Below are 17032 nucleotides of genomic sequence, written 5' to 3' on the forward strand. Positions count from 1 at the left end.
CAAAACACGCCAAACACAAACAAAATCAAAAACTTAACCAACAACAAACCTCAACCAAAAGCAGCCTGCAAAACTACATGACCTCCCCGGCGAGGGACGCGCATAATAGCGCCCAAAAAACTCCTGTCAACACGCAATATGAATCTTTTTTGACAATGGTTAATTCGCAACCAAATTTCGACCTAATCGATCACTTTCGAGGCATCAAGAAAGTTCAACACCTGATAGCTTTCTGTATCAGGCGTAAAATCACCAGAATAAATGATAAAACCTTTTATTGCCTGATCGGTTAAGGCTTGAAATCGTTTAACCCCCTTACAAAAATCCTGGTGAAACGTCCCTGACGACTTAACCTCTATGGGTGTTAAAGCAGCACCCTGCTTAAACAGCACATCCACTTCCAAACCATTAGAATCCCGATAGAAATAAAGATTCGGGCCAAGACCTTTATTCAAGCGCGCCTTCACCAACTCCAATATCACCAAGTTTTCGAATACATTGCCAATCAGGGGATCCCTTGCCATTACCCCTGCCGAATCAATATCCAACAGATACGCAAGCAACCCGGTATCGGTGAAATAAATCTTGGGGGACTTGATGACCCTTTTGCCAAAGTTTTCAAAATAGGGCTCGAGCTTAAAAATAATGAACGAAGCCTCTAACACACTGAGCCACTCTTTAAGCGTTGTCCCCGAAACCCCCACATCATTTGACAGTGAGTTAAAGTTAACGACTTGACCAACCCTACCTGCCAGCAGCTTTAAAAACTTCTCGAATAAAGCAACATTCTTAAGATTGATCAGTTGGCGTATATCCCGCTCAACATAGGTTTTGTAATAACTGGCATACGCTTTAGACGGGTTGAGCCCATCGCTATATACCCTGGGAAATAAGCCCCTATACAAAAGATCGTCTCTGCTATCAAAATGAGCTACTTCTGCCGCCTCAGAAATGCTTAAGGGCAATAAAGTTAATAACGCAGTTCTGCCGGCTAGAGACTGAGAAATCTCAGCACGCAATGCCAATTGGTGCGACCCGGTTAAAATAAATTGACCTTTAGACTTACTCTCATCAACCATTCCTTGAATATAAGAAAGGAGCTCTGGAACCCGTTGAATCTCATCAAAAATCACATTTTTAGAGTAAGCCTTTAAAAAGCTGCGCGGATCATCAGTGGCAAACCGGCGTACATCCGGGTCCTCCAATGAACAATAGCTATAATCAGGAAAGGCCACTTTGGCAAGAGTCGTCTTGCCAGACTGCCGTGGGCCAATAATAGTTACAACGGGATATTCTCTTGCTGATTGAATCAACTCCCTTTCAAGGTCTCGTTTAATCATTACGCCACCTAATATATGAATATTTCAAGTTTAACTTGAAATATTCATAAATCAAGCTAAAGTTGTACATTCAAACCATTTAACCATCGAACACTCTGAAAAAGATAACTGGGCCTATAATTAAGACAGCCTTGAGACAATAGCTTTAAAAAAGGGCTTCGACCCCTTTAATCGACCCCTTTAACTCGACCCCTTTAACTCTAGAAACGACAAAGCCCGGCGGGAAGCCGGGCTTTGAAGGGGTTGGGTCAGATTAATCGAGAATGACCCTATTGATTTAGTATTGATTTATTATCTGCAGTTAGCAGGCAAAAATTGTACAGGAATAGTAGTAGCCGGGTTATTAGTAGCATCACACTCCCACTCAATCGTACCTGTAGCGTTATCGTCAGCTAATGCATTATCACCAATTTCAGGAAGAAAACTAATAACATTAGTTGCTCCAAGCTGAGGAATACCACCTAAGGTAATATCTATTCGACCTGCACCTGTAATCGCGACAGCAGTAACCAAGTCAGTCGAAAGGTTAGCTTGGTCAGCAGCAATTTCAGCAGCATACACACCAATTCCAGCTAAACCTCTATCAGCAAATAAGTCTGCCACACCTACTTTCAAGCTACTCGCAAGAACCGCACCCTCTGACACCTTGGCACGAACTGTATAGTCTTGATATGCAGGCAAAGCTACTGCTGCCAAAATACCGATAATCGCAATCACGATCATTAATTCAATCAGGGTAAAGCCCCCTTGACGCTGTTTCATAATATTCTCCTCGAAAGTTTATGGTTGTTATGAACAGTCGTAGTGGCTTTAGCAAGGGGTGTGCCAGGTTTTGGGGGCGGTGCTTTTTTATTCTGAGAAAATAATTAAATTCTTTTAATTCAATTACTTGTGTGAATTTACTTTTAAGGCAGGAGATTGCCGCGTTGCTGCGTTCCTCGCAATGACGGGTGGAGGTGAGGGCAGGGGGACAGGATTGGTCACTGGGTTGGAACGTTAAGTGACAAATTTTGTCAGGACAGAAGTCAGAAGTCAGAAGTCAGAAGTCAGAAGTCAGAAGTCAGAAGTCAGAAGTCAGAAGTCAGAAGTCAGAAAATGCTATACGTCTTTGGGAGCTTATCGACCATAAACGCGCATAATTTCCACGAAAGTGGCTTTTTCGCGGTAATAAATTGAGTGTGAACCACACACACTGCGCCGGTAGCCTTTACGAATTTCATCAAAAGTGGGCCATTGCTTCGGATTATCTGCTACTTCTTGAAAACGCTTTTCCAGCTTTTCGCGGTAATGCTCAGATTGTGCCAGGCCGAAGTTGTCCAGCGTATATATGGCAATTTGAAAAAGGTCTATCTCTGCCTGCGGAGAGAGTTCATATGTTGCCATCATCAGCCTTATGCTGTTCTTTGGCTTCTTCCCAAATCTGGCTTACTGACTTCTTGCTATAGCCGTACCTGGCTATACTTTCTTCAGCTTGCAGTAATCCGGCACGAATTGCTGCCAACTCACCTTCATTGCGCCTGGCTCTACGTATCAGATCGTTTATGGCCTCACTTTTACTGCTGTATTCACCACTCTCTGTCTGAGCAGCTAACCAACTATTGTTAGGCCCCGAAAGTGTAATAGTTTGTCTGGTTGACATGATTTCACCTCTGGCTTTTTAATGACAATCAAGCGGTGTAATTTTACACCACCTTGTTTACCATAAAAACAACCGCCCGCTACGAATTGATGTTCAAAAGTCTCGATTTTGTGACGTTTTCTTTCTATGGCATCCTGAGCTACTTTTCGGCCATATGTAAATCAATATTCGTCCATGTGTAAATATTTGTTCGTCCATATATAAAGATAATGCGATATACAAAGACTTGAACCAGAGCTACCTGCTCGCCAAATGCCACGACCTCTTGATTAAAAGCACCCGGCCATTGCTCTTAGATATACCTATTGCCATAATCAGGGATACCCAGCACCGCGCAGTTAAAGATCCCCCCGTCACTGCGCTGTTCAGAATAACAGGCGATAGCAACGATAATAACGGACACACACCATGACCCCAGCCAATAACGCCCTGCGCGGCCTGCCGAAACGCCTGGTACAAGACGGCCTGATTGAGCAGGAGGTCGCTGAACAAGCGGTTATTCACTGCCAGCAGCAGCGAACGCCCTTTGTGGAACACATTGTCACCAACAATGTGCTACCGGCCCAACTGGTGGCAACAGTGGCCGCCAACGAATTTGGCTCGCCGTTACTGGACCTGGATTCCTTTAATGTGGATACCGCCCCCAAGGAGCTGGTGGATGGCAAGCTGATTCGCCGCCACAAGGCCCTGCCCTTGTACAACCGGGGCAATCGCCTGTCCCTGGGCGTGTGCGACCCCACCAACCACCACACCATTAACGAAATTCAGTTCCAGACCGGCATGACCATTGAGCCGGTACTGGTGGAATACGACAAGCTGGAAGCGGCCATTGAAAACTTCCTCAATCAACAGGAGGAAGATTTAGGAGAGGCACTGGGCACCCTGGATGATGTGCACCTGGATGACCTTGACGTCAGTGCTGCTGAAGACCCTGCCGAAGAAGACCACGGCGGCGATACCGACGACGCCCCCATTGTGCGCTTTATCAACAAGCTGTTGCTGGACGCCATCAAGCTGGGGGCATCGGATATTCACTTCGAGCCCTACGAACGCAGCTACCGGGTGCGCTTCCGTATCGACGGTGTATTGCAGGAAATGACCAAACCCCCCGCCAATCTTGCCCCCCGGCTGGCAGCGCGCTTGAAGGTAATGTCGCAACTGGATATTTCCGAGCGCCGCATCCCCCAGGATGGCCGCATCAAACTGAAACTGTCCAAATCCAAGGCCATCGACTTCCGGGTAAATACCCTGCCCACCCTGTACGGGGAAAAAATTGTACTGCGGATTCTGGACTCCAACAGCGCCAAAATGGGCATCGACGCCCTAGGCTACGAAGAAGACCAGAAAGAAGCCTATATGAACACCTTGGCCCAACCCCAGGGCATGATTCTGGTTACCGGCCCCACCGGTAGTGGTAAAACCGTATCGCTCTATACCGGGCTGGGCATTCTCAATACCCCGGAGCGCAATATCTCCACCGCGGAAGACCCCATCGAGATCAATATGGACGGGATTAACCAGGTGCAGATCAACACCAAGGTCAACCTGACCTTTGCGGAAGCGCTGCGGGCCTTTTTGCGCCAGGACCCGGATGTGATCATGGTGGGTGAGATTCGCGACTTGGAAACCGCCGAAATATCCATTAAAGCGGCACAAACCGGTCACCTGGTATTATCCACCCTGCACACCAACAGCTCGCCGGAAACCCTGACCCGCTTGCTGAACATGGGAGTTCCCGCCTTTAACGTGGCCACATCCGTCAGCCTGATTATTGCCCAGCGGCTGGCGCGCCGGTTGTGCCAGCACTGCCGCCGCCCGGCGGACGATATACCGGACAAGATTCTTAGCGAAGAAGGCTTTGATACCATCGACCTGCCCCGGGAGGAATTTGAACTGTACCACCCGGTAGGCTGCCCAAAGTGCACCAATGGCTATAAAGGCCGCAGCGGTGTGTACGAGGTATTAAAGGTTACCCCGGCCATTTCGCGCATTATTATGGAGGGGGGCAACTCCCTGCAGATCGCAGAAAAGGCCAAAGAAGAAGGCTTCAGAACTTTGCGCCAGTCGGCACTTTTAAAGGCCGCCAAGGGTATAATCAGTTTGGAAGAAGCCAATCGGGTGACGAAAGACTGATTCTTTGTGGTGGATTACGCTGCGCTAATCCACCCTACGGCACCAAACAACACTATAACTCCGTCATTGCGAGGGAGCGTAGCGACCGCGGCAATCTCGTGATAAAAATACCTTTATCGGTTATCTTGACGAGATTGCTTCATCGTTTCACTCCTCGCAATGACAGTAGATTTTAAGAATAACTAGACTAAATATCGAAGGATTGGGTTATGGCAACCGCAGAAGCGCAAGTATTTGTCTATAAAGGTAAAGACCGCAAAGGCACCGCTGTTCAGGGCGAAATTCGCAGTGCCAATGCCAACTTTGCCCGCGCCCAGTTGCGCAAGCAGGGCATTACCGCCAACAACGTCAAGAAAAAGCCCAAGCCCCTGTTCGGCGGTGGCGGCAAACCCATCAAACCCGCCGATATCGCCGCCTTTACCCGCCAAATGGCCACCATGATGAAAGCCGGTGTGCCCCTGGTACAGAGCTTTGATATCGTTGCCGAAGGCTGCGAAAACACCAACTTGAAATCCCTGATTGAATCCATTCGCGACGATGTGGCGGCTGGCGCCAGTTTTGGCTCGTCCCTGCGCAAACACCCCAAGTATTTTGATGATCTGTTTTGCAGCCTGGTGGAATCCGGTGAGACCTCCGGTGCCCTGGAAACCATGCTGGATCGGATTGCACTCTATAAAGAGAAATTGGAAACCCTAAAAGCCAAGATCAAAAAAGCCATGACCTATCCGGCTGCAGTATTAGCGATAGCAGTGATTGTGATGGGCATCTTATTAGTTAAAGTTATTCCTCAATTTGCTGAAACCTTTAGCAGCTTCGGTTCCGACCTACCCGCTTTTACCTTGTTTGTGTTAGGTATTTCAGAAGCAGCACAAGAAAACTGGTGGATTTTCGCCATTATCCTAATCGCTGCCTTTTTTGTTTTTAAAGAAGCAAGGAGCAAATCACCCAAGTTCTCTGATGCAATAGACCGGTTTACCCTAAAAATACCGATTATAGGAGTGATCCTGAATGAAGGTGCTGTAGCCCGGTTTGCCCGTACTCTATCTACAACTTTTGCAGCTGGCGTACCCTTGGTAGAAGCACTGGACTCTGTAGCTCGCGCATCTGGTAACGCGGTATACCGAGATGCAATATATAAAGTACGGGATGATGTTACCACTGGCGTGCAGCTCAATAGTTCATTAAGAAGCACTGGAATATTTCCCGTACTACTTGTACAAATGGCAGCCATTGGTGAAGAATCCGGTGCACTGGATGATATGCTGGAAAAAGCTGCCATTCACTACGAGGAAGCGGTGGATAATGCAGTAGACAACCTCACCACTTTATTAGAACCGTTAATCATGGCAGTAATCGGTGTGATGGTTGGCGGCATGCTGATAGCCATGTACCTGCCCATATTCCAAATTGGCCAAGCTATCTAAAAACAATAAAAAGAGAAACACCCTATGCCAGAACTCAACCTCCCGCCCACCCTTTTGGTGGGCGTTGCCGTTATATTGGGCCTGCTGGTGGGCAGCTTTCTTAACGTTGTTATCTACCGCCTGCCCATGCAACTGCACATCAGTTGGCGGGAAATGGCGCGGGAGATTCTGGAATTAAAAGCCGAAGTAGAACCACGCATTTCTCTGGCATTCCCCGCTTCCCACTGCCCGGCCTGCAACGCCCCCATCAAGCCCTGGCACAATATTCCGGTAGTCAGCTATCTGCTGCTAAAGGGCCAGTGCCAAAACTGCCACACCAGAATTCCCATTCAATACCCGGCGGTTGAACTACTTACGGGCATTCTGTCCGGCTTTGTTATTTTTCATTTTTTATCCAACGGTGGTGGCCTTACAGAACAAGGCTTACTGGCACTGTTATTTACCTGGTGCCTGATTGCCCTGACCGGCATCGACTTCGGCCACAAACTGCTGCCGGACAATATCACCCTGCCGCTGATGTGGGTTGGCCTGCTGGCGAATACTCAGGCGTTCCCTGGAATAGAAGGTTTTACAGATTTAACCAGCTCGGTCATTGGCGGTGCAGCTGGCTACCTGTCATTGTGGTCGGTATATATCATCTACAAAAAACTCACCGGCAAAGAAGGCATGGGCCACGGGGATTTCAAGCTGCTGGCGGCACTGGGTGCCTGGATGGGTTGGCAGTTTTTGCCGATGATTATTTTGCTGTCTGCGGTGGTCGGTGCACTGGTGGGCATTGCCGGCATTCTGATACTGGGCCGCGACAAACAAATCCCCATCGCCTTTGGCCCCTACCTGGCGGCGGCGGGATGGATTGCCCTGCTGTGGGGGCACGATATTCTCGCCTGGTACACCCCCATGTTGGCACCGTAGAAATGTAAAATGCTGTCATCCTGAGCAGCGCAGCTGCGTAAGGATCTCACAAGGTTCAAGTACCAAGGTTCTCACGGCCACAACGCTGCTTTTGGCGCCACAGCTACTGCTGTAGAGATATCTGCCCCTCCTCCACTAATGTGATGGCCGGCAACAACAACCCCACATCCAAACGAGTTTCCAGCTGGTAATCCAGCTGTTGATGGGGATTATTCAGAATACCACTGAGGAACCGGGCTCCGCCCAGCAAATTGACACCCGCCTCCAAATCCAGGCGCACATCACCGTAGGCGGGCAACTCGGGAATATCACCGGTAGCACCGCTCACCACTTTGTAACCGTTGAGTTTGAGGCTGTAAGACAGCCCTTTAACCGGCAACGGCACTGAGTTGGGGTTGAGCACCCGCAACCCCACCTTAAAACGCTGCTCCAACAAACTGCTGCTCGATACCGGCGCAACAGCAACCAGATTGACTTCCGGGTTCTGAAACCCCGGCGTTAAAGACGCACAACCCGTCAGCAGCATTACTGCCAGCAGCACCACGGCTTGAGACAATACCTTTCTTAGCAAAGTAGCTGCCGCCATTTCACACCTCTTTCACTTGATTTTTCCTGTAATGGACGCATTTTAAAGTTCAGTTGATCACTTTTATAGCTTTATAGAGCCGTTTTTACGATTGGCTCCCCTGGAGGAAAGAATGTTACGAATCGGGCTGTTTTTGCTCACCAACCTGGCGGTGCTGATTGTCGCCAGTGTGACCCTGAATATTCTGCAAAGCCAGGGCATTATCGTCGGCCAGACCGGTGGCCTGCTGGTGTTCTGCGCCCTGTTCGGCATGGGCGGCTCACTGGTATCCCTGTTTATTTCCAAATGGATGGCGAAGCGCGCCTCCGGCACCCGGATTATTGAACAACCGCGCACCGCGGAAGAACGCTGGCTGCTAGACACTGTGGCAGAGCTGGCCAACAAAGCCAATATCGGCATGCCGGAAGTGGGCATTTTCCCCGCCCGGCAATCCAACGCATTTGCCACCGGCTGGAACAAAAATAACGCGTTGGTTGCGGTAAGTGCCGGCCTGTTGCAACGCATGAACAAAGAAGAAGTGCGCGCGGTACTGGCCCACGAAATTGGCCATGTGGCCAATGGCGATATGATTACCCTGTCGCTGATTCAGGGGGTGGTGAACACCTTTGTGATGTTCTTCGCCCGCATTATCGGCACCGCCGTGGATCGCATTGTATTCAAGAGCGAAAGCGGCCGTGGTATTGGCTACTGGATTACCACCATCTTTGCGGAAATTGTGCTGGGGATTCTCGCCTCCATGGTGGTGATGAAATTTTCCCGCTGGCGGGAATTTCGCGCCGATGCCGCCGGCGCACAACTGGCTGGGCGCGCCGCCATGATCAGTGCACTGCAACGCCTGCAGGAAGAAATGAACGCCCAGGTCCCCAGCCAAATGCCCGACACCATGACCGCCTTTGGCATTTCCGGCGGCTTCAAGCAGGTAATGAGTAAACTGTTACTCAGCCACCCGCCCCTGGAACAGCGCATTGCAGCACTTCGTTCACCGGCGGGCATTCAGTGAGCCACGAATCAGTGAGCCAGATAGAGCTCTGCCATTTAAACGACATTCCCGATGGCGGCAGCAAAGAGTTTTACCCCGGCGGCGAAGCCCTGTTTGCGGTACGGCAAGGCAGAGAAGTTTTTGTTTACCGCAACAGCTGCCCCCATACGGGCATGCCACTGAACTGGCAACCGGATCAGTTTTTTGATGTGGAGAAAAAATTTATCCAGTGCGCCATTCACGCCGCGATTTTTCAGCCGGAAACCGGGTTGTGTGTGGCTGGGCCATGCAGTGGCGATTCTCTGGACAGAATCCCCTGCCGCATAAAAAACAGTACCGTAGTTATTGACCTGCCAATTCACAACAAAAGCCAATGACCAATATCACCGTCCCCATTTTGGAAAATCCCGATTCCGGCCCTTCACTGTTTAGCGAGCAAAGGCTTTCTCTTGAAGACTACAACGGCCTGATTATTTCCCCCAGAATCGACGCCCTGAATTTTCGCCACCGGGTCAGCGAGCCCGGTTATTTTAGCGACTGGCACGTAGCGGGGGACCCAACCCTGATTGTGATTCGCCAGGGCACACTGCGTATTGGCCTGCGCGATGGCAGCTATCGGGATTTTTCCGCGGGGGATATGTTTATCGCCAAAGATCGGCTGGCGGACCATACGGCCTTTGACAAACAGTTACACGGCCATACCGCACAGGTAATTGGCGATCAGACATTGATGGCGATACACATCAAGTTGGAAAGTCTTTAGCGGTGATGTTAAACCGGCAACCTTACAGGTTTGCGGCGCAGGGATGTGCCGCCGCTGGCGCAGCCAGCGCGGGTTAATAGTTCAACGGCACCCGACTGGTGATTCCGGTCAGCAACACCCAGGGAATAGTGCCCGCTGCATGGGCGACTTCGCTGGCGCTGAGCTGTGTGCCATTCTCCCCTTTGCCCCACAACACCACCCGGTCGCCGACTTTGGCATCTGGCAGATGGCTCAAATCCACCGACAACATATCCATAGACACCCGCCCCAACAACCGGGAACGCTGGCCGTTCACCAGTACCGGCGTACCACTGGGAGCCTGGCGGGGGTAGCCGTCGCCGTAGCCCACCGCCACCGTGCCTACGCGAGTGGTTTTTTCTGCACGCCACGCCTGGCCGTAGCCCACGCCGTCACCGGCTTCAAGCTGATGGATGGCCATAATGCGCGAGTGCAACGTCATCACCGGTTGCAGCTTTTCCGCAATGGGGTGGGGTTCCGCAAACGGCGAGCACCCATAAAGCACCAAACCCGGCCGCACCCAATGGCCGCGACTGCGGGGCCAGGCCAGCAAACCGGAAGAATTGGCCAGGCTGACCTCGCCACGCAAACCCTCAGAGGCCTGTTCAAAATTATCCAGCTGTTGATCAGTAAACCGGTTGCCCAGCTCATCGGCACAGGCCAGGTGAGACATCAGTCGAATGGCACCCACATTGGCACTGTTTTCAAGGTCGTGATAAGCGAGGCGAAAGCGCTCACTGGTAAAGCCCAGGCGGTGCATGCCACTGTCGTGTTTGAGCCACACCGTGACCGGCTTTTGCAAACGGGCGGCCAGCAGTTTGTCCAACTGGTCGCGGCTGTGAATGACCACTTCAAAATCAAAGCGGGCAATCTCCTGCAGTTCGCTGGCTTCAAAAAAACCTTCAAGCAACAGCACCGGCTGGCGAATGCCGGACTCCACCAGTTCCAGGGCTTCTTCAATGCTGGCGACGCCAAAAATATCCGCTTGCGGCAGCGAACGCGCCACCTCTGCCGCGCCATGGCCGTAGCCATTGGCCTTGATTACCGCCACCACGCGGGCAACCCCGGCCAATGACTTCACCAACTGAAAGTTATGTTGCAACGCAGAGCGACTGATATCTGCCTGAATAAATCTGGCCATATTGCGGATCAATTTTAACCAAAAGTGCCATTGTACTCTTAATTTTACTCTGCCCTTAGTGACTTGTGCGCGTTAAACTTTGGAGACTTTCGCTAGTAGTGCTGCAGGTTAACTTTGCCGGGTGCAGTGTCCACAGGCCTTTTCAGACCGTTGGCCGCAGGGATAGCGGCCACCGAGCGTACAAGGATGTATTCACAGCGTGTCTGAAAAGGCCTGTGGACACTGCGCCAGTAAACTCGACAAAATTACATTAAAGATCTACTAGATATTCACAATCGTTTTCTGGAGCACACCATGCCACACAGCTGGGCCAAATTTGACTGGCAGGATCCGTTCCTGCTGGAACAACAACTCACCGATGAAGAACGCATGGTACGGGATGCCGCCCGCCAATACGCCCAGGAAAAACTGGCTCCCCGGGTACGCGAGGCCTTTCGCAACGAACACACCGACCGAAACATCTTCAACGAAATGGGCGAAATGGGCTTGCTGGGCTCCACCATCCAGGGCTACGACTGCCCCGGCGTCAACTACGTGTGTTATGGCCTGGTGGCCAGGGAAGTGGAGCGGGTGGACTCCGGCTACCGCTCCATGTTGAGCGTGCAATCCAGCCTGGTGATGTACCCCATCTACACCTATGGCAGCGAGCAACAAAAACAAAAATACCTGCCCAAACTGGCCAGCGGAGAATGGGTGGGCTGCTTCGGCCTGACAGAGCCGGACCACGGCTCCGACCCCGGCGGCATGAAAAGCCGCGCCAAAAAAGTGGATGGCGGCTACATTCTCAACGGCGCCAAAATGTGGATCACCAATTCGCCCTTTGCCGATGTGTTCGTGGTGTGGGCCAAAACCGAAGACGATGTGATTCGCGGCTTTATTCTCGACAAAGGCATGCAAGGTCTGTCGGCACCAAAGATAGAAGGCAAGCTGGCGCTGCGGGCTTCCGTAACCGGCGAAATTGTCATGGAAGACGTATTCGTACCAGACGACAACCTGATGCCCGGCGTACAGGGTTTGCGCGGGCCGTTTGGCTGCCTGAACAGCGCCCGCTACGGCATATCCTGGGGAGCACTGGGTGCCGCCGAAGCCTGCTGGCACGCGGCGCGGGAATACGTACTGGACCGCAAACAGTTCAATCGCCCGCTGGCGGCAAACCAGATCATCCAGAAAAAACTCGCGGACATGCAAACGGAAATTGGGCTGGGCTTGCAGGGCTGCCTGCAAGCGGGCCGCCTGAAAGACCAGGGCAAGCTGGCACCGGAATTGATTTCACTGCTGAAGCGCAACAACGCCGGCAAAGCACTGGATATCGCTCGCCAGGCCCGGGACATGCACGGCGGCAACGGCTGCTCCGACGAATACCCCATTATGCGCCATATGCTCAATCTGGAAGTGGTAAACACCTACGAAGGCACCCACGACGTACACGCGCTGATTCTGGGGCGTGCGCAAACCGACATTCAGGCATTTTGCTGATAGCACCGCCACAACAGCCGGCAACCGCGATGGTTGCCGGCATATACCCCTCACCCCGGTCATTGCGAGCAAAGCGAAGCAATCTTCATCTAGGAGCCTGTCGGATTTAGGATTAATCTACTGTGGAAAGGCCGGATTTGGCCATATTTTCCGATTATTCTCGTTAAATAGCGGGCTATTCGCCTCAAATAATCGAAAAATCTGACTCAAACCGGCCTTTCCCTCGTGACGATCACCTAAACCCGACAGGCTCCTAATTACAACCAAATTCCCAAACTCCTCTGCCACTTTGGTCGAGATCGCCGCGCTGCGCTCGCGATGACGGCCACTCACTATTCCGTCACAGGATGACATTCTTACCCATCAAAGCGAAAACCCTGTAGCATTCCAACGTCATCCAATAATTTCCAATACCGTTACACTCTGTGGCTTTTTATTACGGAGGAAGTCTTTGAGCATATTGAGAGTACTGCTACCACTGGCACTTCTTTTCCCAACAGCGGCTGGCCACGGGGCAACGACAGACAGCGAGATAGGGCAATATCAACAGGCCATCGACGAACTGGAAGCCCAATACGGCGCCTACGATATCGCCCTGGCAGAACCGCTGCGCGGCCTGGGTGAAGCGCTACAGGCCAGCGGTGAACACGAAGATGCCATCGATATTTTCAAGCACGGGCTGCACGTTCGCCGGGTCAACGACGGCATGAACCATATTTCCCAGCAACCCATGTTGCGGCTGCTCAATGCCAGTTATCAGGCCACGGAAAACAACGCCGCCGTCGCCAGCAATTATCAGCGCCAGCTGGACCTTTACCACAACCACTACGGCAACAACTCGCCAAAATTGCTGCCCTTGCAACTGGAAGCGGCTCACTGGCATCGCGGCCAGTACGTGCAGACGCGCAGCAAAGAGTCCTTTACCCATCTCAATGAAGCAATCCGCCTTGTGACCCGCGCCGCCATTATCGGCAATGGACAGAAAAATCCACTAACCATTGAACGGTTAAACAGTGACATTGAAAACCACTACTACCTGATCGATTACTTGCAGCGCTTTACCCCGCAGCCACCCGGTGACTATGTGCGCTTCAACAGCCGGCGTTTTCGCCCCCGTTACCGTCGCGAAAGCCGCTTTGAATACCAGATCGCCTACGACGAACACCAGCGCCGGGAAACTTACCGGCTGGCAAAACGTTATCAGAGCGAGCAAATTGATAACTCCATTGGCAAAGTCCTGGCGGCTTACAGCAGGCTTGAACGCCTCCACCAGAAAAACGAGCAGCCGTTGCAGCTGGCCAACAATCTGGCTCTGCAAGGGGATTGGTTGATGTTGTTTGGCAATAACCCACAGCAGGCACACAACCTCTATCGCCAAAGCTGGCAGCTACTCACAGAGCACAAGCAGCTGGAGGAGCGCAGCAAACTGTTTGACAGCCCCCATATGTTGCCCGTTTTCGATACACCAAATCCGGCCAACTTCTCCACCATCGCCAGGGTGAAAATAGACATCGGCCTGAACGGTAAAGCGCATAACATCACCATTCTGGAAACCCAGCCCGCCGAAAAATCCGTGGCTGGCAAAGTCCGCAGTCAACTGCGTAACGCCCGTTTTCGCAATCCCCTGGACAATGGCGACCCCTCAGCCAGCACCGGTTACGAATTGAGCCTGCTCATCGATTAACGCTTCTTTACACTTATTCCGGCAATTATTGTTTGCCATTGCAGTCTATTACCCTGCTTGCGATCACGGTGTTACTGAGGTACAGCACAGCTGAGAGTGGCGGCCGTGATTCGCAAGCACCATTAACCTCAAACCCCATCATTCCTATGTGGAAAATACTGCTTGCCCTGTCCGTTACCTTCGCTGCCAATGCCCAGGAGCAATCGGCACCAGCAAATAACACCACCTACAGCCAACAAATAGAACAACAGTCTGCCCTGCTGGGGCCTTTTGATGCCTCGCTGATAGAGCTCTACCAGCAACAGGGGGTGGAATTTTCCCGCCAGGGAGATTTTTTGCAGGCCGCCAGAGCTCTGCAACTGGCACTGCAGGTAAGCCGTGTCAATTTTGGCCCCAGGGCACCCCAGCAGGCAGCGGCATTGCGGGCTCTGATTGATGTGGCCGAGGCCAGTGGCGAACTGGAAGAAACGCCACTGCTGAATCAGCGCCTGGCAGACATCAATAACCACCAACTCAATACCCCGTTAACCATCGGCGATGTAGACACCCTGATGAGCGACAGCCAGTGGCATTTCCAACGCTACAGCCGTTTGCCGACCAGCAATCGCCTGGGCAACTTGCAAATGTCCGTGCGCCTGGCAAAACACAGTGAAAGTATTATCAGCCACCACTACAACGACGATCGCCACCTTGCGCTGATCGAGCCCCTGGAGCAAATTGCCCGCAGCAGCCACCACCTCACTGAGCATTACCTGAACCAGTTGCGTTTTTTTAACGGCCAAGGCTCGTTTCATCAACAGTTTACCGAGCAGGTATTCCAACAGGGGCTTGAAGCTCGTCGGCGAATAGTGCGCATCCTGCGCCATAATCAGGCGTTGCCAGAGACACTGGCGCAAGCGCAAATCGATTTGGGGGATTATCTGCAACGGTTAAAACTGCCTAAGGCCTCGCAAAAGGCCTATCGGCAAGCCTGGAACACCCTGTTCAACGCTCAACGTACCGAGCAGCTTATGGATTGGCTGGGGCGGCCAATGCCACTGTTTGCCAATAACCACAAACAAATCGGCGACGCCTCATCACTGGCGCGCATCAAGGCTCATGTGGATACCGAAGGCAAAGTGGAGCGCATCGAAGTGCTGGAAACTTACCCCGCCGACGACACCCAGGTGATCAGCGCCGCACAACAGGCAGCACAACGCCTGCCCTATCGGTTGGCCATAGTGGATGGCAAAGTGGTACCGGGCAGCATTGAATTCAATCTGCCCTTGAATCTGCCTCCAATGGCAACACCTTAAAGGCGGTGTACCCGTAAACAGCACTGATAATCGGGCACAACCAACAGAATATGGCCCAGGGAGCGTAGGCAAATGCACCCAGGCCGGAGCCCCACCCCCAGGCGGTTACCCCCAACACCCCGGCCATGTAAATGCCGCAGGTATTCCAGGGAATCAACACCGAAGTAATGGTGCCCGCATCCTCCACCGCACGGGACAGATTCAACGGGTGAAGACCGCGCTGGCGATAGGCGTCTTTATACATGCGTGCAGGCATCACCACGGAAATATACTGGTCTGCACAGGTGATATTGACACCGAGACTGGTGGCCAGGGTAGAACTGATCAAACCACCAACAGTCTTCACCCGCCGCAAAATACCGTCAACCGCCCGTTTGAGCAGCCCGGCCCGTTCAAAAGCTCCACCAAAGGTCAGTGCGCAAACGATCAAAAAAACCGTGGACAGCATATTCCCCATACCGCCCTTGGAGAGCAAATCGTCCACCATGGTGTTGCCGCTGTTCATGGCAAAGCCATCCAACAGGGCAATGGCGACACCTTTTACCAAAACCCCGGTACCTTCGCCAACAGCCTCGCCCCCACCAAGAGAAACAACCTGGGCTTTCTGAAACACCAACGCCACCAATACACCGGTCACCATACCCGCCATCAACGCCGGCAATACCGGCTTGCGCAGTAACGCCAGCGCCAACACCACCAGCAGCGGCACAAACACCGGCAGGCCGAGATAGAACTGTTGGCCCAGCAAGCGATTTACCGCGGCAATTTCCCCACCCAGATCGCCATTCGATGAATTGCCGCCACTGCCGACAACCACAAACACCAACAGGGAAATCACAAAGGCGGGAATGGTGGTCCACCCCATATGGCGAATATGGCGGAACAGGTCATTGCCGGTAACACCGGCTGCCAGATTGGTGGTGTCCGACAGCGGCGACAGTTTATCCCCCATATACGCCCCGGACAGAATGGCACCGGCGGTTATGGCGGGCGACAGCCCCATCACAGACGCCACCCCCATCAGCCCCACACCCAAAGCACCGGCCACAGTCCAGGAGCTGCCGATACTCAGCCCGGTAATCGCACAAATCAGTGCCGCTGCGGGATAAAACCACTGCGGCGACAACAGCTGGGTACCCCAGTAAATCATGGCCGGCACAGTGCCCGCCAGTATCCAGCTGCCCACCAAACCGCCCACAACCAACAGTACCAAGATGGCTTTCAAGCCAGCCGTCACGGAATTTATCATGCCGTCTTCCAGCGCCCCCCAGCTCACCCGGTTTTTCAACCCCACCAGGCAAGCGGTAATCGCCGCCGCTAGTAACGCCAACTGGGTATAGCCGCCGGCGTTGTCGGCAAAGCTGTCGAGCAACAACAGCAAACAACCGATCAACACCAGCACCGGCAATAACACATCCAGCAGACTGGGCGCTCTTTCAGGAGAGGACTGGGGGGAAGGTTCAGGAACAGAGCTCATGCACACCTCGACGGTTATTATTTTGTATTTGCGCCCACTGCTGCCCTGACACGGCAGGCTGACCGTCTGCACCGGTCAACCTGACGCCGCTGACGACGTTATCCATTACTCCCGGCGTCCCTCAGTCAATGAGGCTTTCCATCTGTGCCGAAATGGGGTAGAACA

General features: G+C 52.4%; 16 protein-coding genes. 9 read left to right on the forward strand and 7 right to left on the reverse strand.

Features of this window, described 5'->3' with window-relative positions:
- Positions 1–182 precede the first annotated feature (182 nt).
- The 4 genes from ACVBEJ_RS11405 to ACVBEJ_RS11420 all read right to left on the reverse strand — a co-directional run bounded on the left by ACVBEJ_RS11405 (position 183) and on the right by ACVBEJ_RS11420 (position 2979).
- On the reverse strand, positions 183–1340 hold the full coding sequence (locus ACVBEJ_RS11405) for an ATP-binding protein (protein ID WP_447129754.1): 1158 nt from the start codon (positions 1338–1340) through the stop codon (positions 183–185).
- A gap of 291 nt (positions 1341–1631) precedes the next feature.
- Positions 1632–2102, reverse strand: coding sequence for a pilin (locus ACVBEJ_RS11410; protein WP_447129755.1), 471 nt, complete (start codon positions 2100–2102; stop codon positions 1632–1634).
- Between the two features lie 354 nt (positions 2103–2456).
- A complete protein-coding gene (locus tag ACVBEJ_RS11415; RefSeq protein WP_447129756.1) occupies positions 2457–2726 on the reverse strand; it encodes a type II toxin-antitoxin system RelE/ParE family toxin in 270 nt (89 codons plus the stop codon).
- Positions 2710–2979 (reverse strand): ribbon-helix-helix domain-containing protein, encoded by a 270-nt coding sequence (locus tag ACVBEJ_RS11420; RefSeq protein WP_447129757.1) that lies wholly within the window; start codon positions 2977–2979, stop codon positions 2710–2712. The genes ACVBEJ_RS11415 and ACVBEJ_RS11420 overlap by 17 nt, the downstream gene beginning before the upstream one ends.
- Positions 2980–3387: 408 nt before the next feature.
- On the opposite strand from ACVBEJ_RS11420, the gene pilB reads away from it, so the two are divergent.
- From pilB to ACVBEJ_RS11435, 3 genes are all read left to right on the forward strand, one after another.
- A complete protein-coding gene (gene pilB, locus ACVBEJ_RS11425; protein ID WP_447129758.1) occupies positions 3388–5112 on the forward strand; it encodes a type IV-A pilus assembly ATPase PilB in 1725 nt (574 codons plus the stop codon).
- A 209-nt stretch (positions 5113–5321) separates the two neighbouring features.
- Positions 5322–6536 (forward strand): type II secretion system F family protein, encoded by a 1215-nt coding sequence (locus ACVBEJ_RS11430; protein ID WP_447129759.1) that lies wholly within the window; start codon positions 5322–5324, stop codon positions 6534–6536.
- A gap of 24 nt (positions 6537–6560) precedes the next feature.
- Positions 6561–7448: a prepilin peptidase gene (locus ACVBEJ_RS11435; RefSeq protein ID WP_447129760.1), complete on the forward strand. Its 888-nt coding sequence runs from the start codon at positions 6561–6563 to the stop codon at positions 7446–7448.
- Positions 7449–7551: 103 nt separating this feature from the next.
- Here ACVBEJ_RS11435 and ACVBEJ_RS11440 read toward each other — a convergent pair whose 3' ends face one another.
- Positions 7552–8034, reverse strand: coding sequence for an LEA type 2 family protein (locus tag ACVBEJ_RS11440; RefSeq protein WP_447129761.1), 483 nt, complete (start codon positions 8032–8034; stop codon positions 7552–7554).
- Positions 8035–8146: 112 nt separating this feature from the next.
- Here ACVBEJ_RS11440 and htpX point away from each other — a divergent pair, with 112 nt between their 5' ends.
- The 3 genes from htpX to ACVBEJ_RS11455 are packed head-to-tail and all read left to right on the forward strand — an operon-like array spanning position 8147 to position 9776.
- The gene (htpX, locus tag ACVBEJ_RS11445; RefSeq protein ID WP_447129762.1) at positions 8147–9034 is read left to right on the forward strand and encodes a protease HtpX; all 888 of its coding nucleotides are present in this window, start codon (positions 8147–8149) and stop codon (positions 9032–9034) included.
- On the forward strand, positions 9031–9390 hold the full coding sequence (locus ACVBEJ_RS11450) for a Rieske (2Fe-2S) protein (RefSeq protein ID WP_447129763.1): 360 nt from the start codon (positions 9031–9033) through the stop codon (positions 9388–9390). The genes htpX and ACVBEJ_RS11450 overlap by 4 nt, the downstream gene beginning before the upstream one ends.
- The gene (locus ACVBEJ_RS11455; protein ID WP_447129764.1) at positions 9387–9776 is read left to right on the forward strand and encodes a hypothetical protein; all 390 of its coding nucleotides are present in this window, start codon (positions 9387–9389) and stop codon (positions 9774–9776) included. Before ACVBEJ_RS11450 ends, ACVBEJ_RS11455 begins: the two co-directional genes overlap by 4 nt.
- Positions 9777–9849: 73 nt before the next feature.
- Here the strand turns inward: ACVBEJ_RS11455 and alr are convergent, their stop codons facing one another.
- A complete protein-coding gene (gene alr, locus ACVBEJ_RS11460; RefSeq protein WP_447129765.1) occupies positions 9850–10935 on the reverse strand; it encodes an alanine racemase in 1086 nt (361 codons plus the stop codon).
- A 294-nt stretch (positions 10936–11229) separates the two neighbouring features.
- On the opposite strand from alr, the gene ACVBEJ_RS11465 reads away from it, so the two are divergent.
- The 3 genes from ACVBEJ_RS11465 to ACVBEJ_RS11475 all read left to right on the forward strand — a co-directional run bounded on the left by ACVBEJ_RS11465 (position 11230) and on the right by ACVBEJ_RS11475 (position 15390).
- Complete coding sequence (locus tag ACVBEJ_RS11465; RefSeq protein ID WP_447129766.1) at positions 11230–12411, forward strand: acyl-CoA dehydrogenase; 1182 nt, start codon at positions 11230–11232, stop codon at positions 12409–12411.
- A 451-nt stretch (positions 12412–12862) separates the two neighbouring features.
- Complete coding sequence (locus ACVBEJ_RS11470) at positions 12863–14095, forward strand: tetratricopeptide repeat protein (RefSeq protein WP_447129767.1); 1233 nt, start codon at positions 12863–12865, stop codon at positions 14093–14095.
- 146 nt (positions 14096–14241) lie between these two features.
- Positions 14242–15390: an energy transducer TonB family protein gene (locus ACVBEJ_RS11475; protein ID WP_447129768.1), complete on the forward strand. Its 1149-nt coding sequence runs from the start codon at positions 14242–14244 to the stop codon at positions 15388–15390.
- Here ACVBEJ_RS11475 and nhaC read toward each other — a convergent pair.
- Positions 15350–16867, reverse strand: a complete 1518-nt coding sequence (gene nhaC / locus ACVBEJ_RS11480) for a Na+/H+ antiporter NhaC (protein WP_447129769.1) — start codon at positions 16865–16867, stop codon at positions 15350–15352. The genes ACVBEJ_RS11475 and nhaC overlap by 41 nt on opposite strands.
- Between the last annotated feature and the right edge of the window lie 165 nt (positions 16868–17032).

The organism is Porticoccus sp. GXU_MW_L64, from assembly GCF_052983295.1.